The organism is Streptomyces sp. NPDC041124 (assembly GCF_055592385.1).
The window spans coordinates 74,909-92,664 of the sequence record NZ_JBVIYR010000001.1; the positions used below are offsets into that span (position 1 = coordinate 74,909).

General features: G+C 71.1%; 15 protein-coding genes. All 15 read right to left on the reverse strand.

The genetic code is table 11. The features are described 5' to 3' along the window. Positions 1-22: 22 nt before the first annotated feature. The 15 genes from atpB to lysA all read right to left on the reverse strand — a co-directional run bounded on the left by atpB (position 23) and on the right by lysA (position 17,742). Positions 23-793: a F0F1 ATP synthase subunit A gene (atpB, locus tag ACZ6A9_RS00370; RefSeq protein WP_468975792.1), complete on the reverse strand. Its 771-nt coding sequence runs from the start codon at positions 791-793 to the stop codon at positions 23-25. 273 nt (positions 794-1,066) lie between these two features. Continuing rightward, on the reverse strand, positions 1,067-1,504 hold the full coding sequence (locus ACZ6A9_RS00375) for a hypothetical protein (RefSeq protein ID WP_468975795.1): 438 nt from the start codon (positions 1,502-1,504) through the stop codon (positions 1,067-1,069). Positions 1,505-1,815: 311 nt separating this feature from the next. Then, the gene (locus ACZ6A9_RS00380; RefSeq protein WP_468975797.1) at positions 1,816-3,147 is read right to left on the reverse strand and encodes an MraY family glycosyltransferase; all 1,332 of its coding nucleotides are present in this window, start codon (positions 3,145-3,147) and stop codon (positions 1,816-1,818) included. A 136-nt stretch (positions 3,148-3,283) separates the two neighbouring features. After that, positions 3,284-4,519 carry a serine hydroxymethyltransferase gene (locus ACZ6A9_RS00385; RefSeq protein ID WP_468975799.1) on the reverse strand — a complete coding sequence of 412 codons (1,236 nt, stop codon included), beginning with the start codon at positions 4,517-4,519 and terminating at the stop codon, positions 3,284-3,286. A 61-nt stretch (positions 4,520-4,580) separates the two neighbouring features. Next, positions 4,581-5,258 carry an arsenate reductase/protein-tyrosine-phosphatase family protein gene (locus ACZ6A9_RS00390; RefSeq protein ID WP_468975801.1) on the reverse strand — a complete coding sequence of 226 codons (678 nt, stop codon included), beginning with the start codon at positions 5,256-5,258 and terminating at the stop codon, positions 4,581-4,583. Beyond that, entirely contained in the window at positions 5,255-5,902 is a 648-nt protein-coding gene (locus ACZ6A9_RS00395) for an L-threonylcarbamoyladenylate synthase (protein ID WP_228970628.1), read from the reverse strand. The genes ACZ6A9_RS00390 and ACZ6A9_RS00395 overlap by 4 nt, the downstream gene beginning before the upstream one ends. A gap of 53 nt (positions 5,903-5,955) precedes the next feature. Next, a complete protein-coding gene (gene prmC, locus ACZ6A9_RS00400) occupies positions 5,956-6,801 on the reverse strand; it encodes a peptide chain release factor N(5)-glutamine methyltransferase (protein WP_228970629.1) in 846 nt (281 codons plus the stop codon). 25 nt (positions 6,802-6,826) lie between these two features. Then, positions 6,827-7,894 carry a peptide chain release factor 1 gene (gene prfA, locus ACZ6A9_RS00405; RefSeq protein ID WP_468975804.1) on the reverse strand — a complete coding sequence of 356 codons (1,068 nt, stop codon included), beginning with the start codon at positions 7,892-7,894 and terminating at the stop codon, positions 6,827-6,829. 105 nt (positions 7,895-7,999) lie between these two features. Further along, positions 8,000-8,221 (reverse strand): 50S ribosomal protein L31, encoded by a 222-nt coding sequence (gene rpmE / locus ACZ6A9_RS00410; RefSeq protein ID WP_016438250.1) that lies wholly within the window; start codon positions 8,219-8,221, stop codon positions 8,000-8,002. Positions 8,222-8,416: 195 nt separating this feature from the next. Beyond that, positions 8,417-9,523 carry an LCP family protein gene (locus tag ACZ6A9_RS00415; protein ID WP_468975807.1) on the reverse strand — a complete coding sequence of 369 codons (1,107 nt, stop codon included), beginning with the start codon at positions 9,521-9,523 and terminating at the stop codon, positions 8,417-8,419. Between the two features lie 354 nt (positions 9,524-9,877). Further along, positions 9,878-11,914, reverse strand: a complete 2,037-nt coding sequence (gene rho, locus ACZ6A9_RS00420; RefSeq protein WP_468975809.1) for a transcription termination factor Rho — start codon at positions 11,912-11,914, stop codon at positions 9,878-9,880. A 420-nt stretch (positions 11,915-12,334) separates the two neighbouring features. Then, positions 12,335-13,252, reverse strand: a complete 918-nt coding sequence (gene thrB, locus ACZ6A9_RS00425) for a homoserine kinase (RefSeq protein ID WP_468975811.1) — start codon at positions 13,250-13,252, stop codon at positions 12,335-12,337. A 550-nt stretch (positions 13,253-13,802) separates the two neighbouring features. Beyond that, complete coding sequence (thrC, locus tag ACZ6A9_RS00430; protein WP_468975813.1) at positions 13,803-14,861, reverse strand: threonine synthase; 1,059 nt, start codon at positions 14,859-14,861, stop codon at positions 13,803-13,805. A gap of 6 nt (positions 14,862-14,867) precedes the next feature. Further along, positions 14,868-16,157 carry a homoserine dehydrogenase gene (locus tag ACZ6A9_RS00435; protein WP_468977885.1) on the reverse strand — a complete coding sequence of 430 codons (1,290 nt, stop codon included), beginning with the start codon at positions 16,155-16,157 and terminating at the stop codon, positions 14,868-14,870. A gap of 193 nt (positions 16,158-16,350) precedes the next feature. After that, positions 16,351-17,742 (reverse strand): diaminopimelate decarboxylase, encoded by a 1,392-nt coding sequence (gene lysA / locus ACZ6A9_RS00440; RefSeq protein ID WP_468975815.1) that lies wholly within the window; start codon positions 17,740-17,742, stop codon positions 16,351-16,353. Positions 17,743-17,756 lie beyond the last annotated feature (14 nt).

Here is a 17,756-nt window from a genome sequence, read left to right on the forward strand (position 1 = left end):
TGGAGGTGCGGGGTGGTAAGGCTCAGTGGTGCTCGGCGAGAGCGCCCTGAACGTAGGAGCAGGCCAGCAGGACGAAGACGTACGCCTGGACGGCCTGGACGAAGAGCTCGAAGAGGATCATGACGATGGTCATGGCGAACGAGATGCCGGCGGCGGGGATCATCCAGCTGTTCAGCAGGTACCAGCTGGCGACGGTGAACATCACGAGCAGCAGGTGGCCGGCGAACATGTTGGCGAAGAGCCGGACCGCGTGGGTGAAGGGCCGGACGATCACGTTGGAGAAGAACTCGATGACCACGACGAGCGGCAGGACCGCGCCGAGCGACTTGTCGTAGCCGGTGAGGTTCTTGAAGCCGCCCGCGAAGCCGTGCTTCTTGAACGTGAGCCCGAGCCAGACGACGTAGACGATCGCGGCGAGCACGGCCGGGAAGGCGATGATCGAGGAGACCGGGAACTGGGCCAGCGGGATCACGGACCAGATGTTCATGATCCAGATGAAGAAGAACAGCGAGACCATGAGGGGGACGTACTTCTCGCCCTCCTTCTTGCCGAGGGTCTCGTAGACGATGCCGCGGCGGACGAAGTCGTAGCCGGCCTCACCGACCATCTGCAGCTTGCCCGGCACCACCTTGGCCTTGCCGAAGGCCGCATAGAAGAAGGTGACGACGAGGAGGGTGGTGATGAGCGCGAGCAGCATCACCTTGTTGAACTCGAACCCTCCGACCGTGGCGATCGGCTGGAAGAGGAACGAGTGCAGGCCCGGAGCCGGAAAACCACACCCGTTGTCGGACATGATCCGACAGCTCCAGTCAAACGCGAGCTGGGTCTGGTCAGCACTCACCGCGGGCTCCTTCGGCGTGACGCATAGGTACGGCAACCTCGTTGTGTCGGCGCGGCTCGCAGCCGCGGGTCGGCACCGGACAGGTGTTACGGATGTGGGGGCGGCTGTGGGGCATTGAGCCTCGCGATCGCTCAGGCGTCAGCTCGGATGCCCGCGCCCGCGATGCCGCAGTTGGCACCGGACGATAGCAGGAGTTCCCAGCGGCCTTTATCGCGCCCCTACCCGTCACGACGACGGCCCCGTCTTCTCGGACTTGTCGCTCTTCGCGGATTCCGGGTCGACGTAGAAGAGCTTGGCCTTCATGTGCGCACGGGCCTGTGCGGCCATCCACACGAGGGTCGCCACGACGAGCGAGATCGCGAACGTCTTCGGGTTGAAGAGCGAGGTGTCCTTGAAGACCGCGACGAAGATCATGAGCAGCAGGAGCTGTGCGACGTAGAGCATCAGGCCCATGGCCTGGAACAGCTGGGGCAGCGACTTCGCCGTCCACTGCAGGACGTACAGGCCGATCCCCATGAACAGGATGGCGAGCACGGTCCCGACGGCCGCTCCGAGGGCACCCTTGCCGCCGGCCACCGCAGCACTGACGGCAACGGCGACCGCACCGGCAGCGGCTGTGGGCACAGCACACTGCAGAAGGTTCCGGACGTCATTGGACGGCATGGCGGCAACTCCGCAATTCACTGGGGGCAGGGTGTCGTCATGGACGAGCGTAGACCCCCGGGTCGAGTGTTCATTCCTCGCACCGGTGAACCGTCGCACTGCGGTCCTTCGGCTCTCTCCGGGGTTCTCGTGAACGCTATCACAAACTATTTGAGGCAGTCTTTACCTGTCGGGTGTGCCCGGCATCACACATGAGGGTGAATCCGCGCGTCTGAGCGGAATCGCGGCCTCTATGTCTGGTATTGGGCGATTGGCACCCCCAACACCGTCCCATAGGGGTCCCACGACTTGGCAATGCTCTAGCCGGATTCTTACCTTGGCTCCGGTCGGTCGCCCAGACGTGCGCGGGGGCCGACGGCGGTCGCCCCGTTGACGCCCGAGACCCCCGCGGCCACCGGCGTACGGCCCCCGGCGTCCTCCTCGCCAACTCCCGCCACTTCAGGGGCAGATGCCTGCCCCGCGGCCGCCGGGGCCCGCCGCCTGCGGTACCGGGGCGGCACGACGGCCTCCGCCCAGCGCGGCGCCCGCGGGGTGAAGCGGGGCAGCAGGAGCAGGATGAGACCGAGCGTCGAGAGGATCACCACACTCAGCACGATCCACATCGACGCCGAGTTCACCGAGTACGTGAGCGCGCCGAAGGCGATCAGCGCCGACCAGAAGTACATGATCAGCACCGCGCGGCTGTGCGAGTGGCCGATCTCCAGCAGCCGGTGGTGCAGATGGCCCCGGTCCGCCGCGAACGGCGACTGGCCGCGCCAGGTGCGCCGCACGATCGCCAGGATCAGGTCGGCGGCCGGCACCGCGATGATGGTCAGCGGCAGCAGCAGCGGGATGTAGACCGGCACCGTCTGGTGCACGGCCTCCTTCTCCGAACCGGCGAACAGCTTCAGCGCGTCCGGGTCGACCTGCCCGGTGACGGAGATGGCTCCGGCCGCCAGCACCAGGCCGATCAGCATCGAGCCGGAGTCGCCCATGAAGATGCGCGCGGGGTGCATGTTGTGCGGCAGGAAGCCCAGGCACATGCCCATCAGGATCGCCGAGAACAGCGTCGCCGGAGCGGCCGCCTCGATGCCGTACGAGTACCAGATGCGGTAGGCGTACAGGAAGAACGCCGCCGCCGCGATGCACACCATGCCGGCCGCGAGACCGTCCAGGCCGTCCACGAAGTTGACCGCGTTGATCGTGATGACGACCAGGGCGACCGTGAGCAGCGTGCCCTGCCACTGGGTGAGGGCGACCGAGCCCACGCCCGGGATCGGCAGCCACAGGATCGTCAGACCCTGCATGACCATCACGCCGGCCGCGATCATCTGGCCGCCGAGCTTGATCAGGGCGTCGATCTCGAACTTGTCGTCCAGGACGCCGATCAGCCAGATCAGCGCGGCCCCGGAGAGCAGCGCCCGCGGTTCGTTGGACTTCTCGAAGAGCTGGTTGAGGTTGGTCAGGTGGTCGGCGACCAGCAGGCCCGCGCACAGGCCGAAGAACATCGCGATACCGCCGAGCCGCGGAGTGGGTTCCCGGTGCACGTCACGCGCCCGGATCTCCGGCATCGCACCGGCCACGATCGCGAACTTCCGCACCGGCCCGGTCAGCAGGTACGTCACCGCGGCCGTGACACAGAGCGTCAGCAAGTATTCACGCACGGGCTTCCCCAGAGATCTCGCCGGCCATCACAGCTCCACACCCTAGCGAGGGGCGCATACGAGTGGGGACTTCCGGGTACTGACCATGGTTGCACGACCGGTCGTGCGAACGGTCCATCCACCCGGCGGCGGCCCCTCAGCGCGGGTACGGCGGGAACGCGGCGCACAGCTCCCGTACGTCCTCCCGGGCGCTCACGGGGTCCGTGCCGCCGCGCAGCACGCTCGCGAGGAGACCGCCGACGTACGCCATCTCCCGGGCGCCCATGCCCTGCGTGGTCACCGCGGCCGTGCCCAGCCGCAGCCCGCGGACGTCGTGCGGGAGCGCGCAGCAGTCCAGCACCAGACCGGCCGCCGCGAGCCGGCCGCGCGCGGTGCGTCCGTCGACGCCGAGCGGAGCCGGGTCGGCGGTGATCAGATGGGTGTCGGTGCCGCCGGTGGTGACGGCCAGCCCTTCGCCGGTCAGGGTGGCGGCCAGTGCCCGCGCGTTGGCGACCACCTGGTGCGCGTAGGCGGCGAAGGCCGGGGTCGCCGCCTCCCCGAACGCCACCGCCTTGGCCGCGATGGTGTGCATCTGGGCGCCGCCCTGGGTGAAGGGGAACACCGCCCGGTCGACGCGCTCGGCCAGGTCGCCGCCGCACAGGATCATCCCGCCGCGCGGGCCCCGCAGCACCTTGTGCGTCGTCGCGCACACGATGTCCGCGTACGGCACCGGACTGGGCGCCGCTCCCCCGGCGACCAGCCCCATGGGGTGCGCGGCGTCCGCGATGAGGTGGGCGCCCACCTCGTCGGCGACCTCCCGGAAGAAGGCGTAGTCGATGTGGCGGGGAGAGGAGATGGAACCGCAGACGATGGCCTTGGGGCGGCGCGCACGGGCCAGGGCGCGGACCTGCTCGTGGTCGGCGAGCCCGCTCTCCGGGTCCACGCCGTAGCCGACGAAGTCGAACCAGCGGCCGGAGAAGTTGGCGGGCGAGCCGTGGGTGAGGTGGCCGCCGTGGGGCAGGCCGAGCGCGAGCACGGTGTCGCCGGGCCGCAGCAGGGCCGCGTACGCGGCGAGCACGGCGGAGGAGCCGGAGTGCGCCTGCACGTTGGCGTGTTCGGCGCCGAACAGCGCCTTGGCCCGCCCCACGGCGAGGCGCTCGGCGACGTCGGCGATCTCGCAGCCGCCGTGGTAGCGGTGGCCGGGGTAGCCCTCGGCGTACTTGTTGGCCAGGGGCGAGCCGAGGGCGGCCAGCACGGCCGGCGACGTGAAGTTCTCGGCGGCGGTCAGCTGGAGCGTGGTCGACTGCCGCTCACGCTCCCCGAGCAGCACATCGGCGAGCTCGGGATCCTGCCGCCGCAGGACATCGGCCTCGAGGGCATGACTGACCGGCATGATCCGCTCCGAACGTCGACACTGACGTACGCCCAATGTAGGCCGGAGCCCGTGAAACCGCCTATGCCCGGGCGGGGACCCCCGTCAGCGCCGTCACCACGGGGTCCAGCGCCTGGTGTATCTCGTCACCGATGGACTGGAAGAACGGCAGCGGCGCCCCGTACGGGTCGTACACCTCGTCCGCCTCGGCCGTCGGCGCCAGCAGCCACCCGCGCAGGGCGGCGGCGGCACGCACCAGCGCCCGGGCGCGCATGACCAGTCCCTCCTCCAGCCCAGGCAGCGTCGCCGGGTCGATCGCGTTCACCAGACGGGTGAACTCCTTCAGCGTGAACGTCCGCAGCCCGGCCGAATGGCCCATGGAGATGACCTGCGCCCGGTGGTCCCGCGTGGCCGTCAGCACCAGGTCCGCCCGGATCACGTGCTCGTCCAGCAGCTCCCGCCCCACGAAACCGGAGGCGTCCGCCCCGAACTGGGCCAGCACGGTCTCCGCGTGCGCTTCCATCGCCGCGCCCTCGTGCCCCCAGGTGCCCGCGCTCTCCACGATGAGCCCGCCGCCCAGGATGCCGAGGCGCTGGCTCACGAAATGCCGGGTCAGCCGCTCGGTGATGGGCGAGCGGCACACGTTTCCGGTGCTGACGTGGAGGATGCGGAAGGTGTCACGCGGAAACCCGAAGGTCGTCGTCGTCTCCGCGCTGGATTCCTCGATGCCTATGCCACGCCCCGCCCCGGGGGCCGTCAATTCGCCACCTCGAGATCGGGTACCACCTTGCGCAGCTCGTCCGGCGAGATCGCGCCCTCGCGCAGCAGCACGGGCACGGGACGGGTGACGTCCACGATGGAGGAGGGCACGTTGCCCGGGGTGGGCCCGCCGTCCAGGTACACGGAGACGGAGTCGCCGAGCATCTGCTGCGCGGCGTCGCAGTTCTCCGGGGCCGGGTGACCGGTCAGGTTGGCCGAGGACACGGCCATGGGGCCGACGTCGGTGAGCAGTTCGATGGCGACCGGGTGCAGCGGCATCCGCACGGCGACCGTGCCGCGGGTGTCGCCGAGGTCCCACTGGAGCGACGGCTGGTGCCGGGCGACGAGGGTCAGCGCGCCCGGCCAGAAGGCGTCGACGAGTTCCCAGGCCATCTCGGAGAAGTCGGTGACGAGGCCGTGCAGCGTGTTCGGGGAGCCGATGAGGACGGGCGTGGGCATGTTGCGGCCCCGGCCCTTGGCGTCCAGCAGGTCGGCGACCGCCTCCGAGGTGAACGCGTCGGCGCCGATCCCGTACACGGTGTCCGTCGGCAGCACCACGAGCTCGCCCCGGCGCACGGCGGACGCGGCTTCACGCAGACCGGTCGCGCGGTCGGTCGCGTCGTTGGTGTCGTATCGCCGAGCCATTTAGCGGGCCTCCTCGTACGGGTGCTGCTGGGGGGTTGAAGTATGCGGGACGCTCACGGCAGTGCCTTGCGGGCGGTGGCGAACCGGGGGCGGTTGTTCAGGTCGGGGTGGTCGGCCGCGTCCGCCCAGCCCCGTTCCTCGGCGAAGATCCACGGCACCTGGCCGCCCTGGGTGTCGGCGTGCTCGACGACGACCACCCCGCCGGGGCGCAGCAGCCGGTGCGCGGTGCGTTCCAGGCCGCGGATCAGGTCGAGTCCGTCCTCGCCGGAGAACAGCGCGAGGTCGGGGTCGTAGTCGCGGGCCTCCGGCGCCACGTACTCCCACTCGGTGAGCGGGATGTACGGCGGGTTGGACACGACCAGGTCGACCTGTCCGTCGAGGTCCGGGAAGGCCGTCAGGGCGTCCCCCTGGCGCAGCTCGACCCTGGACCCCTCCATGTTCTTGCGCGTCCACCTGAGGGCGTCCTCGGACAGCTCCACGGCGTGCACGCGCGAGCGCGGCACCTCCTGCGCCAGGGCGAGCGCGATGGCGCCGGAGCCGGTGCACAGGTCGACGATGCACGGCTCGACGACGTCCATCGCGCGGACCGCGTCTATCGCCCAGCCGACCACGGACTCGGTCTCGGGCCGCGGCACGAACACCCCGGGCCCGACCTGGAGCTCCAGGTAGCGGAAGTAGGCGCGCCCGGTGATGTGCTGGAGCGGTTCGCGGGCCTCGCGGCGGGCGATGACCTCCCAGTACCGGGCGTCGAAGTCGGAGTCCTTCACGCCGTGCAGCTCACCGCGCTTGACGCCGTGCACGAACGCGGCGAGTTCCTCCGCGTCGGTGCGCGGCGAGGGCACGCCGGCGTCGGCGAGCCGCTGGGTGGCCTGGGCCACCTCGGCGAGCAGCAGGTTCACTGGTCCTCCGGGCTGTCTACGGGGCTTACGCGGCGGCGAGCTTGGCGGCCGAGTCCGCGTCGACGCAGGCCTGGATCACCGCGGCGAGCTCGCCGTCCAGGACCTGGTCCAGGTTGTACGCCTTGAAGCCGACGCGGTGGTCCGAGATGCGGTTCTCCGGGAAGTTGTACGTACGGATCTTCTCGGAGCGGTCCACGGTGCGGACCTGGCTGCGGCGGGCGTCGGCGGCCTCCCGCTCCGCCTCCTCCTGCGCCGCCGCGAGGAGCCTGGAGCGCAGGATGCGCAGTGCCTGCTCCTTGTTCTGGAGCTGGCTCTTCTCGTTCTGGCAGGAGGCGACGACGCCGGTCGGGATGTGCGTGATGCGCACGGCGGAGTCGGTGGTGTTGACGGACTGCCCGCCGGGCCCGGAGGACCGGTAGACGTCGATGCGCAGGTCGTTGGGGTTGATCTCGACGTCGACCTCCTCCGCCTCCGGGGTCACCAGGACACCCGCCGCGGAGGTGTGGATGCGGCCCTGGGACTCGGTGGCCGGGACGCGCTGCACGCGGTGCACGCCGCCCTCGTACTTCAGTCGCGCCCACACGCCCTGGCCGGGCTCGATCTGCCCGCGGGCCTTCACCGCGACCTGGACGTCCTTGTAGCCGCCCAGCTCGGACTCGGTGGCGTCGATGATCTCGGTCTTCCAGCCGACGCGCTCGGCGTAGCGCAGGTACATGCGCAGCAGGTCGCCGGCGAACAGGGCGGACTCGTCGCCGCCCGCGCCCGCCTTGATCTCGAGGATGACGTCCTTGTCGTCGCTGGGGTCGCGCGGGACGAGGAGCAGGCGGAGCTTCTCGGTGAGCTCCCCGCGCTGCTTGTCCAGCTCCTTGACCTCGGCGGCGAAGTCGGGGTCGTCGGCGGCCAGTTCACGCGCGGTCTCGATGTCTTCGCCCGTCTGCTTCCAGGAGCGGTACGTGGCGACGATCGGGGTGAGCTCGGCGTAGCGCTTGTTCAGCTTGCGCGCGTTCGCCTGGTCGGCGTGGACCGACGGATCGGCGAGCTTCTTCTCCAGGTCGGCGTGCTCGGCGACGAGTTCCTCGACGGCCTCGAACATCTTGGGCTCCTGCTGGTGCGTGGGTGAAGGGCGGGCGACCAAAAACGCCGGTCCCGGCCTGCCCCCGGGCGGGGGCGCGGCCGTGGACCGGCGGTATGGGGCTCGCTACTTCTTGGAGCCGGCGGCCTTGCCGAAGCGGGCCTCGAAGCGGGCCACACGGCCACCGGTGTCGAGGATCTTCTGCTTGCCCGTGTAGAACGGGTGGCACTCGGAGCAGACCTCGGCACGGACGGTGCCGCTGGAGATCGTGCTGCGGGTGGTGAACGACGCGCCACAGGTGCAGCTGACCTGCGTCTCGACGTACTCGGGGTGGATGTCGCGCTTCAAGGTGTCTCCTAGGTTCGGGAGGGCGCCGGGTCGCTTCCGCTCGGTGCGGGAGCGTGAACCGGGGCCGACGTACCAGTCTGCCAGGAGTGGCGTCCTCTCCCCAAACCGGGGGGGAGCCGTCTTTTGTTCCCCGTGGGCCCGGCGGGGGCAGGCGGCGCGGCGCGGCGGAGTCGCGCCGACACGGCACCGCTCCCCTCAGGAGCCGCTCACCACGTCCTTCGCCTCTCCGGCGGCCGTTCCCCCGGTGGCCGTCGCCGGGATCGGCCGGTCGTTCCTCAACGCGTCCCACACCTGCTGGACCCGGGTCGTGTCGATGACGACACGGTTGGCGTCCGCCGGGTCGTACACGACCGGCAGGGTGACCATGTGCATGTCGGCAGGGCCGATGCCCTTCAGGCCGTTCGCGAAGGACATCAGGGAGTTCACCGAGCCGAGGCCGGAGTCGGTGGTGACGGCCTCGGTGGCGGTGTCGGCGAGGTCGTACAGCTTCTTCGGGCTGGTGAGGACGCCGACCTCGCCGACCTGCCGCACCAGGGCCTTGAGGAAGGCCTGCTGGAGCTGGATGCGGCCGAGGTCGGAGCCGTCGCCGACGCCGTGGCGGGTGCGGACCAGGCCGAGGGCCTGTTCGCCGTCGAGGCGGTGGGTGCCGGCCGGGAGGTCGAGGCGGCTGTCGGGGTCCTCGATGTCCTCGGTGGTGGTGACCTCGACTCCGCCGAGTGCGTCGATGAGCTTCTGGAAGCCGGTGAAGTCGACCTCCAGGTAGTGGTCCATGCGCAGGCCGGAGAGGGATTCGACGGTCTTCACCGCGCAGGCCGCCCCACCGGTGGCGTAGGCGGAGTTGAACATCACGCCCTTCGCCGCCGGGTGGCCGGCGCCCTCGGTGTCGGTGCACGCGGGACGGTCGATGAGGGTGTCGCGCGGCAGGGAGACCACGCCGGCCTTCTCGTGGCCCTCGTACACGTGGACGATCATCGCGGTGTCGGAGCGGGCGGTGCCGTCGTCGGCGCCGCCGCCGAGGTCCTGGTTGCCGCCGGCGCGGGTGTCCGAGCCGAGGACGAGGATGTTCTCGGAGCCGTCGTCCGTCTTCCCGGGCCGGTCGGTGCCGAGGGCCTGGTCGATGTCGACGCTCTCGAGGTTGCCGTTGAGCTCGACGTACACGAATCCGGCGCCGGCTCCTCCCAGGGCGACGATGCCGGCCGCGGTCCAGGCCGCGACCTTCAGGCCCGTGCGCCGCTGCTCCCGCTGTCCGCGGCGGCGCCCGTCGCCCTGTCGGCGCGTCCCGGCTGTGCTCTCGGCGGACATGTGCTCCTCAGCTCGTCCACGGACGGTTACCCCCTGCCACCGGTGTCAGACATGGCCGTCGAAGGCCCGTACGGCACCCGTCGTCCCCGCGTCGGATCGGACGGGGGGACCCGGCGCAGGGTTGCACGGCGTCCTGTGCCCCGCCGGCGGGCGCCCGCGTCCGCCACGTCGCGTCGCGTCCGCGGGGTGGTGACGGCCGGGCCGACCTGGGGTTGCGGCGTCTGTGCGGGTGCCACCCGTCCCCGGGGCGGGCGGAAGTCCGTGTGGTGGAGGTCTCGCCTCGCCGCACGCGAAAGGCCGCCTCCTTCACGGAAGCGGCCTCTCGCGGAAGCGGTCCTGGCGGACGGCGGGACGTCAGTCGCCGTTGCCCGGCGTCGGCGTCGTCTTCTGGATCTGCATCAGGAACTCGGCGTTCGACTTGGTCTGCTTCATCTTGTCGAGGAGCAGTTCGACCGCCTGCTGCTGGTCGAGGGCGTGCAGCACCCGGCGCAGCTTCCAGACGATGGCGAGCTCGTCGGGGGCGAGCAGGATCTCCTCCTTGCGGGTGCCGGACGCGTCGACGTCCACCGCGGGGAAGATGCGCTTGTCGGCGAGCTTCCGGTCGAGCTTGAGCTCGGCGTTGCCGGTGCCCTTGAACTCCTCGAAGATGACCTCGTCCATGCGGGACCCGGTGTCCACCAGGGCGGTGGCGAGGATGGTCAGCGAGCCGCCGTCCTCGATGTTGCGGGCCGCGCCGAAGAAGCGCTTCGGCGGGTAGAGGGCGGTCGAGTCGACACCACCGGACAGGATGCGGCCGGAGGCCGGGGCGGCGAGGTTGTACGCACGGCCCAGACGCGTGATCGAGTCGAGCAGCACGACGACGTCGTGGCCCAGCTCCACCAGGCGCTTGGCGCGCTCGATGGCGAGCTCGGCGACCGTGGTGTGGTCCTCGGCCGGGCGGTCGAAGGTCGAGGAGATGACCTCGCCCTTGACCGACCGCTGCATGTCGGTGACCTCTTCCGGACGCTCGTCGACCAGGACGACCATCAGGTGGCACTCGGGGTTGTTGTGGGTGATCGCGTTGGCGATCGCCTGCATGATCATGGTCTTGCCGGTCTTCGGCGGGGCCACGATCAGTCCGCGCTGGCCCTTGCCGATCGGCGACACGAGGTCGATGATCCGCGTGGTCAGCACGCCCGGGTCGGTCTCCAGGCGGAGGCGGTCCTGCGGGTACAGCGGGGTGAGCTTGTTGAACTCCGGGCGTCCGCGGCCGTGTTCGGGCGCCATGCCGTTGACGGAGTCCAGGCGGACCAGCGCGTTGAACTTCTCGCGCCGCTCGCCCTCCTTGGGCTGGCGCACGGCGCCGGTGATGTGGTCGCCCTTGCGCAGGCCGTTCTTGCGGACCTGGGCGAGGGAGACGTACACGTCGTTCGGGCCGGGCAGGTAGCCGGAGGTCCGGATGAACGCGTAGTTGTCGAGGATGTCCAGGATGCCCGCGACGGGGATCAGGACGTCGTCCTCGTTGACCTGCGGCTCCTGCACCTCGTCGCGGCCACGGCGGCCACGGCGGTCGCGGTAGCGGCCGCGACGGCCACGGCGTCCGCCTCCGTCGTCGTCGTAACCGTCGTCCTGACGGCCGCCGCCACCCTGCTGGTTCTGCTGACGGCCCTGGCCGCCCTGGTTCTGCTGGTCGTCGCCCTTGCCGCGACGGTCACCGCGGTCGCCACGGTCCCCGCGGTCGCGGTCGCCCCGCTCACCGCGGTCGCGGCCGCGGTCACGGCGGTCGCGGCGGCGGCCCTCGCCGCCGTCATGGTCGGACCTGCCGTCACCCTGCTGCGACTGCTGCTGGGCGGGCGTCTCGGTCCTGCTGTCGGTCTTCGCCTCGGCGGTGCTCGTCTCGGCCGCGGCGGCGGGGGCGCCCGCGTCGGCGGTGGCGCGACGGCGGCGGCGCTCGGCGGGAGCGGCCTCCTCGGCCGGCTCGGCGGAGGCCTTCGGCGAGGGCTGGCCGGGGATGTCGATCTGCTGCTGGGCCGCGGCCTTGTCGGCGGGGGCCTGCTCGGCCGTGGTGTCGGCCTTCTTCTCGGCGGCCTCGCCCGTACGGGTCCGGGAGGTGGTGCGGCGCTTGGGCTTGGTCTCGCTGGCGGACTCGGCCTTGGCCGGGGCTGCGGCGCCCCCACCGGCGGCCTGCGCCTCCTTGATGACCTCGATCAGCTGGCTCTTGCGCATGCGCGCGGTGCCCCTGATGCCGAGGCCGGATGCGACCTGCTGCAGCTCGGCCAGCACCATGCCCTCGAGGCCGGTACCGCGGCGCCGCCGGGAGCCGGCACCGGTGGCAGGCGCGGAAGCGTCCGTGGCGGGCGCGGCAGCGGTCTCCTCGACACGTGCGCCCATCAGATCGGTGGTGTCGCTCACGAAGGGTCCTTCCCTGGAGCGGGCGTCGGCCTGTCTGGCTCGGCGACCGGTTGTGCTGTCCGGCATCGGTCCGTGTGGTGTGAACGGTGCCGGGGCGGTTGTCCGCCTGAGCGGCGGAAGAGATTTCTGGTGATGGCGCTTCCTCGAGCCGTGACACCGTGTGTCACGTGGCGTGGTCGCACCGGTTCCGGAGCTCCCCCAGAGGGGGTGTCCCCACCGTCGGGCCGTTCAGCGTCCGCGTACGACGTACTGCCCGCGTACGTAGCAGTGAACACAGTGCGGCTTGGGGAGCTCCCGGAAGAATGTCTGTCCCGGACGGGGACACGAGGCACCTCGCCATGGTGGGGTCGGGTGCAGACTTGAGGTTAACACTACCGGATCCAACAAACATTCCCCCTCTCGAAATCCGGCAACCGTGTGTCAGGTGGCGAGCGGAAGCACGCTCGCTCCGTGCACGTCGAGGCTGAGCCGGTTGGCGGCCCAGTCGTTGCCGGCCAGTGCTTCGACCTTGTCGGCCGTCTCCGCGTCCGCCAGCGCCATCACCGTCGGTCCGGCGCCGGAGATCACCGCGGGGACGCCGTCCCCGCGCAGCCGCTCCACCAGGGCGGCGCTCTCGGGCATGGCCGGGGCGCGGTACTCCTGGTGCAGTCGGTCCTCGGTGGCGGGCAGCAGCAGCTCGGGGCGCCTGGTCAGGGCCTCGACGAGCAGGGCGGCACGGCCCGCGTTGGCGGCGGCGTCGACGTGCGGCACGGTGCGCGGGAGCAGTCCGCGCGCGGTCTCGGTGAGGACCGGCTTCCCGGGCACGAAAACCACCGGAACGATGGAGTCGGCGGGGTCCATCCTGATCGCGCGGGCCGCTCCGCGCTCCATCCAGGACAGGGTGAATCCGCCGAGCAGGCAGGCGGCGACGTTGTCGGGGTGGCCTTCGATCTCGGTGGCCAGTTCGAGCAGCGCGGTGTCGTCGAGTTTGGCGTCGGCGCCTATCGTCACGGCGCGTGCGGCGACGATCCCGGCGCAGATGGCGGCGGAGGAGGAGCCCAGGCCCCGGCCGTGCGGGATGCGGTTGGCGCAGACGATCTCGAGGCCGCGGGGCTGTCCGCCGAGCAGGTCGAAGGCGGTGCGCAGGGAGCGTACGAGGAGGTGGCGCTCGTCCCGCGGGAGGGTCTCGCTGCCCTCGCCCGCGATGTCGATGTGCAGCCCGGAGTCGGCCACCCGGACGACCACGTCGTCGTACAGCCCCAGCGACAGGCCGAAGGCGTCGAAGCCCGGGCCGAGGTTGGCGCTGGTGGCGGGGACGCGCACCCGGACGGCGGCGGCGCGGAAGGCGGGACCGGCCATCGCTCGAAGACTCTCCTTGAGCTGCGTGACTGCCGAACGACGCTCGACGGACGTTCGATGGACATTCGATGACGTACGAGAACCCTGGGGCCGCCGCCGACCGGGCTGGCCGGCCGCTTCCCGGGCCGCCCCCGGCAGCGTTCCGGACCGTGGGGACGACGCACTGCCGCGGCATATGCGGCGGGCGGGTTCAGTACAGCCTATCGAAGGAAGGTTGGCTGACGACATAGGGCGCACAGGAGGCGCACGATGCGTGTCGAGAGCCCTTTGTGCACCCCCTGTCCTTGGCTTTCCCCGCTGGTGCCGCCTTACGCCGGTCGTGCCGGTTTGCGGCGGCATGAGCGCGTTCCGGCCGCGGACGGAGGGCGGAAAGACGGCCACGCGGCGACGAGTCCGCCCGGCCGCGGCACCGCGTGGCCGGTCACCGCACCGCCGGCGCGGACCTGGACGCACCCGGGGCGCAGCCCCGGACACACCGGCGCGGACCCGGACATCGCGGCCCGGATCGGGCCGCGGTGTCGGGTGACGGACGGCGGCTACGGTTGCGGGGTCAGGCGAGGCCGAGCCGCTCGGCGGCGGTCGCGGCGTCGACGGGGACGGTGACCGGCTGCGGCGCACCCGCGACGGCCCAGTCCGGGTCCTTCAGGCCGTTCCCGGTGACCGTGCACACGATCCGCTGCCCCGGGTCGACCCTGCCCTGCTCGGCCGCCTTCAGCAGTCCGGCGACGGAAGCGGCGGACGCGGGCTCGACGAAGACGCCCTCCTGCGAGGCCAACAGCCGGTAGGCGCGCAGGATCTCACGGTCCGTCACCTCGTCGATGGCGCCGCCGGACTCGTCCCGCGCGGCGAGCGCGAAGTCCCAGGAGGCGGGGTTGCCGATGCGGATGGCGGTGGCGATCGTCGACGGGTCCTTGACGACCTCGCCGCGCACGATCGGCGCGCTGCCGGAGGCCTGGAAGCCCCACATGCGCGGCGTCCTGGTGCTGACCCCGTCGGCGGCGTACTCCTTGTACCCCTTCCAGTACGCGGTGATGTTGCCCGCGTTGCCCACCGGCAGCACGTGGATGTCGGGCGCGTCGCCCAGCATGTCCACGATCTCGAAGGCGGCGGTCTTCTGGCCCTCGATACGCACCGGGTTGACCGAATTGACCAGCGCCACGGGGTAGTTGTCGCTCAGCGCGCGGGCCAGGGTCAGGCAGTCGTCGAAGTTGCCGTCGACCTGGAGGATCTTCGCGCCGTGGACCAGCGCCTGGCCCATCTTGCCGAGCGCGATCTTGCCCTGCGGCACGAGCACGGCGGAGACCATCCCGGCGCGCACGCCGTACGCGGCGGCGGAGGCGGAGGTGTTGCCGGTGGAGGCGCAGATGACGGCCTTGGCGCCCTCCTCCTTGGCCTTGCTGATGGCCATGGTCATGCCGCGGTCCTTGAAAGACCCGGTGGGGTTCGCGCCCTCGACCTTGAGGTGCACCTCGCAGCCCGTGCGCTCGGAGAGCACCTGCGCGGGCACGAGCGGCGTGCCGCCCTCCCGGAGCGTCACGACCGGCGTCGTGTCGGACACCGGGAGCCGGTCCCGGTACTCCTCGATGATTCCGCGCCACTGGTGGGTCATTGCTCGTTACTCCCCTTCAACCCGCATGATGCTGGCGACACCACGCACGGTGTCGAGCTTGCGCAACGTCTCGACGGTCCCCCCGAGGGCCGCGTCGGACGCACGGTGCGTGACGACGACGAGCGACGCCTCGCCGTCCTTGCCCTGCTGGCGAACCGTATCGATCGAGACACCGTGCTCCGCGAACACGGTGGCGACCTGGGCGAGAACACCCGGTTTGTCGGCCACGTCGAGGCTGATGTGGTAGCGCGTGACGACCTCGCCCATCGGCGAGACGGGCAGCGCCGCGTACGCGGACTCGCCGGGCCCGGTGGCCCCGCTGATCCGGTTGCGCCCCACGGCGACCAGGTCGCCCAGCACGGCGGACGCGGTCGGCGCGCCGCCCGCGCCGGGCCCGTAGAACATCAGCTGCCCGGCGGCGTCGGACTCCACGAACACGGCGTTGTAGGCGCCCCGCACCGAGGCCAGCGGGTGACTGAGCGGAATCATCGCCGGGTGCACCCGCGCGGTGACCGACGCACCGTCGCCGGCCCGCTCGCAGATGGCGAGCAGCTTGATGGTGCAGCCCATCTCCCTGGCGGAGGCGAAGTCGGCGGCGGTGACCTCGGTCATGCCCTCACGGTGGACGTCGTCCAGACGCACCCGCGTGTGGAAGGCGATCCCGGCGAGGATGGCGGCCTTCGCGGCGGCGTCGAAGCCCTCGACGTCGGCGGTGGGGTCGGCCTCGGCGTACCCGAGCGCGGTGGCCTCGTCGAGGGCCTCCTGGTAGCCGGCGCCCGTGCTGTCCATCTTGTCGAGGATGAAGTTGGTGGTGCCGTTGACGATGCCGAGCACCCGGTTGACCTTGTCACCGGCGAGCGACTCGCGCAGCGGGCGGATCAGCGGGATGGCTCCGGCGACGGCGGCCTCGTAGTAGAGGTCCTTGCCGTGCTGCTCGGCCGCGGCGTGCAGAGCGGCGCCGTCCTGGGCGAGCAGCGCCTTGTTCGCGGAGACCACGGAGGCGCCGTGCTCGAAGGCGGTGGTGATGAGGGTGCGGGCGGGCTCGATGCCGCCGATGACCTCCACGACGATGTCCAGGTCGCCCCGTTTGACGAGGGCGGTGGCATCGGTGGTCACCAGGGCGGGGTCGATGCCCTCGCGCACCTTGTCGGGCCGCCGCACGGCCACGCCCGCCAGCTCCACCGGAGCCCCGATCCGGGCGGCGAGGTCGTCGGCGTGCGTCGTCATGATGCGCGCCACCTCTGAGCCGACCACACCACAGCCCAGCAGCGCCACCTTCAGCGGACGCGTACGCATCATCCGACCTCGTTTCCTGATTACCGTCTCGGTTGCACCAGTCTCACTCACCGGACGCAACTTTCTGCGTTATGTCCGGATCCTGAGACATCTATTTCATTTCCATGACCGGAAACACCGAAGATCTTCCTCCGGTCGATCACGTCCCCGGCCGCCGGCCCTGACCGGGGACTCAGGCCTCCCCCGGCATCCCTCACCCGACGTCGAGCCTGAGCAGGTCCTCCTCGGTCTCCCGCCGGACGATGACCCGCGCCTCGCCGTCACGGACGGCGACCACGGGCGGACGCAGCACATGGTTGTAGTTGCTGGCCATGGACCGGCAGTACGCCCCGGTCGCCGGCACGGCGAGGAGGTCGCCCGGCGCCAGGTCACCCGGCAGGAAGGCGTCCTTCACCACGATGTCACCGCTCTCGCAGTGCTTGCCGACGACCCGGCACAGCACCGGCTCGGCATCCGACACACGGGAGGCGAGGGAGACGCTGTACTCGGCGTCGTACAGCGCGGTGCGGATGTTGTCCGACATCCCGCCGTCGACGGAGACGTACGTCCGCAGCCCGTCGAGCGGCTTGACCGTACCGACCTCGTACAGCGTGAAGGCGGTCGGCCCGACGATGGCGCGCCCCGGTTCCACGGAGATCCGCGGCGTACGCAGCCGCGCGGACTCGCACTCCCGGGTGACGATCTCGGTCAGCGCCTTGGCGATCTCGTACGGCTCACGCGGATCGTCGTCGCTCGTGTACGCGATGCCGAGCCCGCCCCCGAGGTCGATCTCGGGCAGCTCGACCCCGTGCTCGTCCCGGATGTCCCTGAGCAGCCCCACCACCCGGTGCGCGGCGACCTCGAACCCCGACATGTCGAAGATCTGCGACCCGATGTGCGAGTGGATCCCGATCAGCTCAAGACCGTCCAGCGTCAGCGCCCGCCGCACCGCCTCGGCGGCCTGCCCGCCCGCCAGCGGAATCCCGAACTTCTGGTCCTCGTGGGCGGTGGCGATGAACTCGTGCGTGTGCGCCTCGACCCCCACCGTGATGCGGATCTGCACCCGCTGCCGCACGCCGAGCTCCTGCGCGATGTGCGCGACCCGCACGATCTCCTGGAACGAGTCGAGCACGATCCGCCCGACCCCGGCCTCGACGGCCCGCCGGATCTCACCGGTCGACTTGTTGTTGCCGTGGAACGCGATCCGCCCGGCGGGCATCCCCGCCGACAGCGCGGTGGCCAGCTCCCCGCCCGAGCACACGTCCAGGTTCAGCCCCTCCTCGTGCAGCCACCGCACGACGGCCCGGGACAGGAACGCCTTGCCGGCGTAGAACACGTCCGCCTCGTCGCCGAACGCGGTGCGCCAGGCCCGCGCCCGGGCCCGGAAGTCGTCCTCGTCGAGGAAGTAGGCGGGCGTGCCGAACTCCCCGGCGAGCCGCTTGACGTCGATCCCGCCGACGGTGAGCACACCGTGCTCGTCCCGCCCGACGGTCTGCGCCCACACCTTCGGGTCGAGGGCGTTGAGATCGGCGGGCGGCGCGGAGTAGTGCCCCTCGGGGAGGACGTCGGCGTGACGGGGCCCGGCGGGGTGTGCGGAACGGCTCATGATGTTCTCTGGGC

What these genes read in the sequence shown, in the direction of transcription:
- atpB (WP_468975792.1), bottom strand. Translation starts at nt 793, where the DNA reads ATGTCCGACAACGGGTGTGGTTTTCCGGCTCCGGGCCTGCACTCGTTC.
- ACZ6A9_RS00375 (WP_468975795.1), bottom strand. Translation starts at nt 1,504, where the DNA reads ATGCCGTCCAATGACGTCCGGAACCTTCTGCAGTGTGCTGTGCCCACA.
- ACZ6A9_RS00385 (WP_468975799.1), bottom strand. Translation starts at nt 4,519, where the DNA reads ATGCCGGTCAGTCATGCCCTCGAGGCCGATGTCCTGCGGCGGCAGGAT.
- ACZ6A9_RS00395 (WP_228970628.1), bottom strand. Translation starts at nt 5,902, where the DNA reads ATGGCTCGGCGATACGACACCAACGACGCGACCGACCGCGCGACCGGT.
- prfA (WP_468975804.1), bottom strand. Translation starts at nt 7,894, where the DNA reads ATGTTCGAGGCCGTCGAGGAACTCGTCGCCGAGCACGCCGACCTGGAG.
- ACZ6A9_RS00415 (WP_468975807.1), bottom strand. Translation starts at nt 9,523, where the DNA reads ATGTCCGCCGAGAGCACAGCCGGGACGCGCCGACAGGGCGACGGGCGC.
- thrB (WP_468975811.1), bottom strand. Translation starts at nt 13,252, where the DNA reads ATGGCCGGTCCCGCCTTCCGCGCCGCCGCCGTCCGGGTGCGCGTCCCC.
- thrC (WP_468975813.1), bottom strand. Translation starts at nt 14,861, where the DNA reads ATGACCCACCAGTGGCGCGGAATCATCGAGGAGTACCGGGACCGGCTC.
- ACZ6A9_RS00435 (WP_468977885.1), bottom strand. Translation starts at nt 16,157, where the DNA reads ATGCGTACGCGTCCGCTGAAGGTGGCGCTGCTGGGCTGTGGTGTGGTC.
- lysA (WP_468975815.1), bottom strand. Translation starts at nt 17,742, where the DNA reads ATGAGCCGTTCCGCACACCCCGCCGGGCCCCGTCACGCCGACGTCCTC.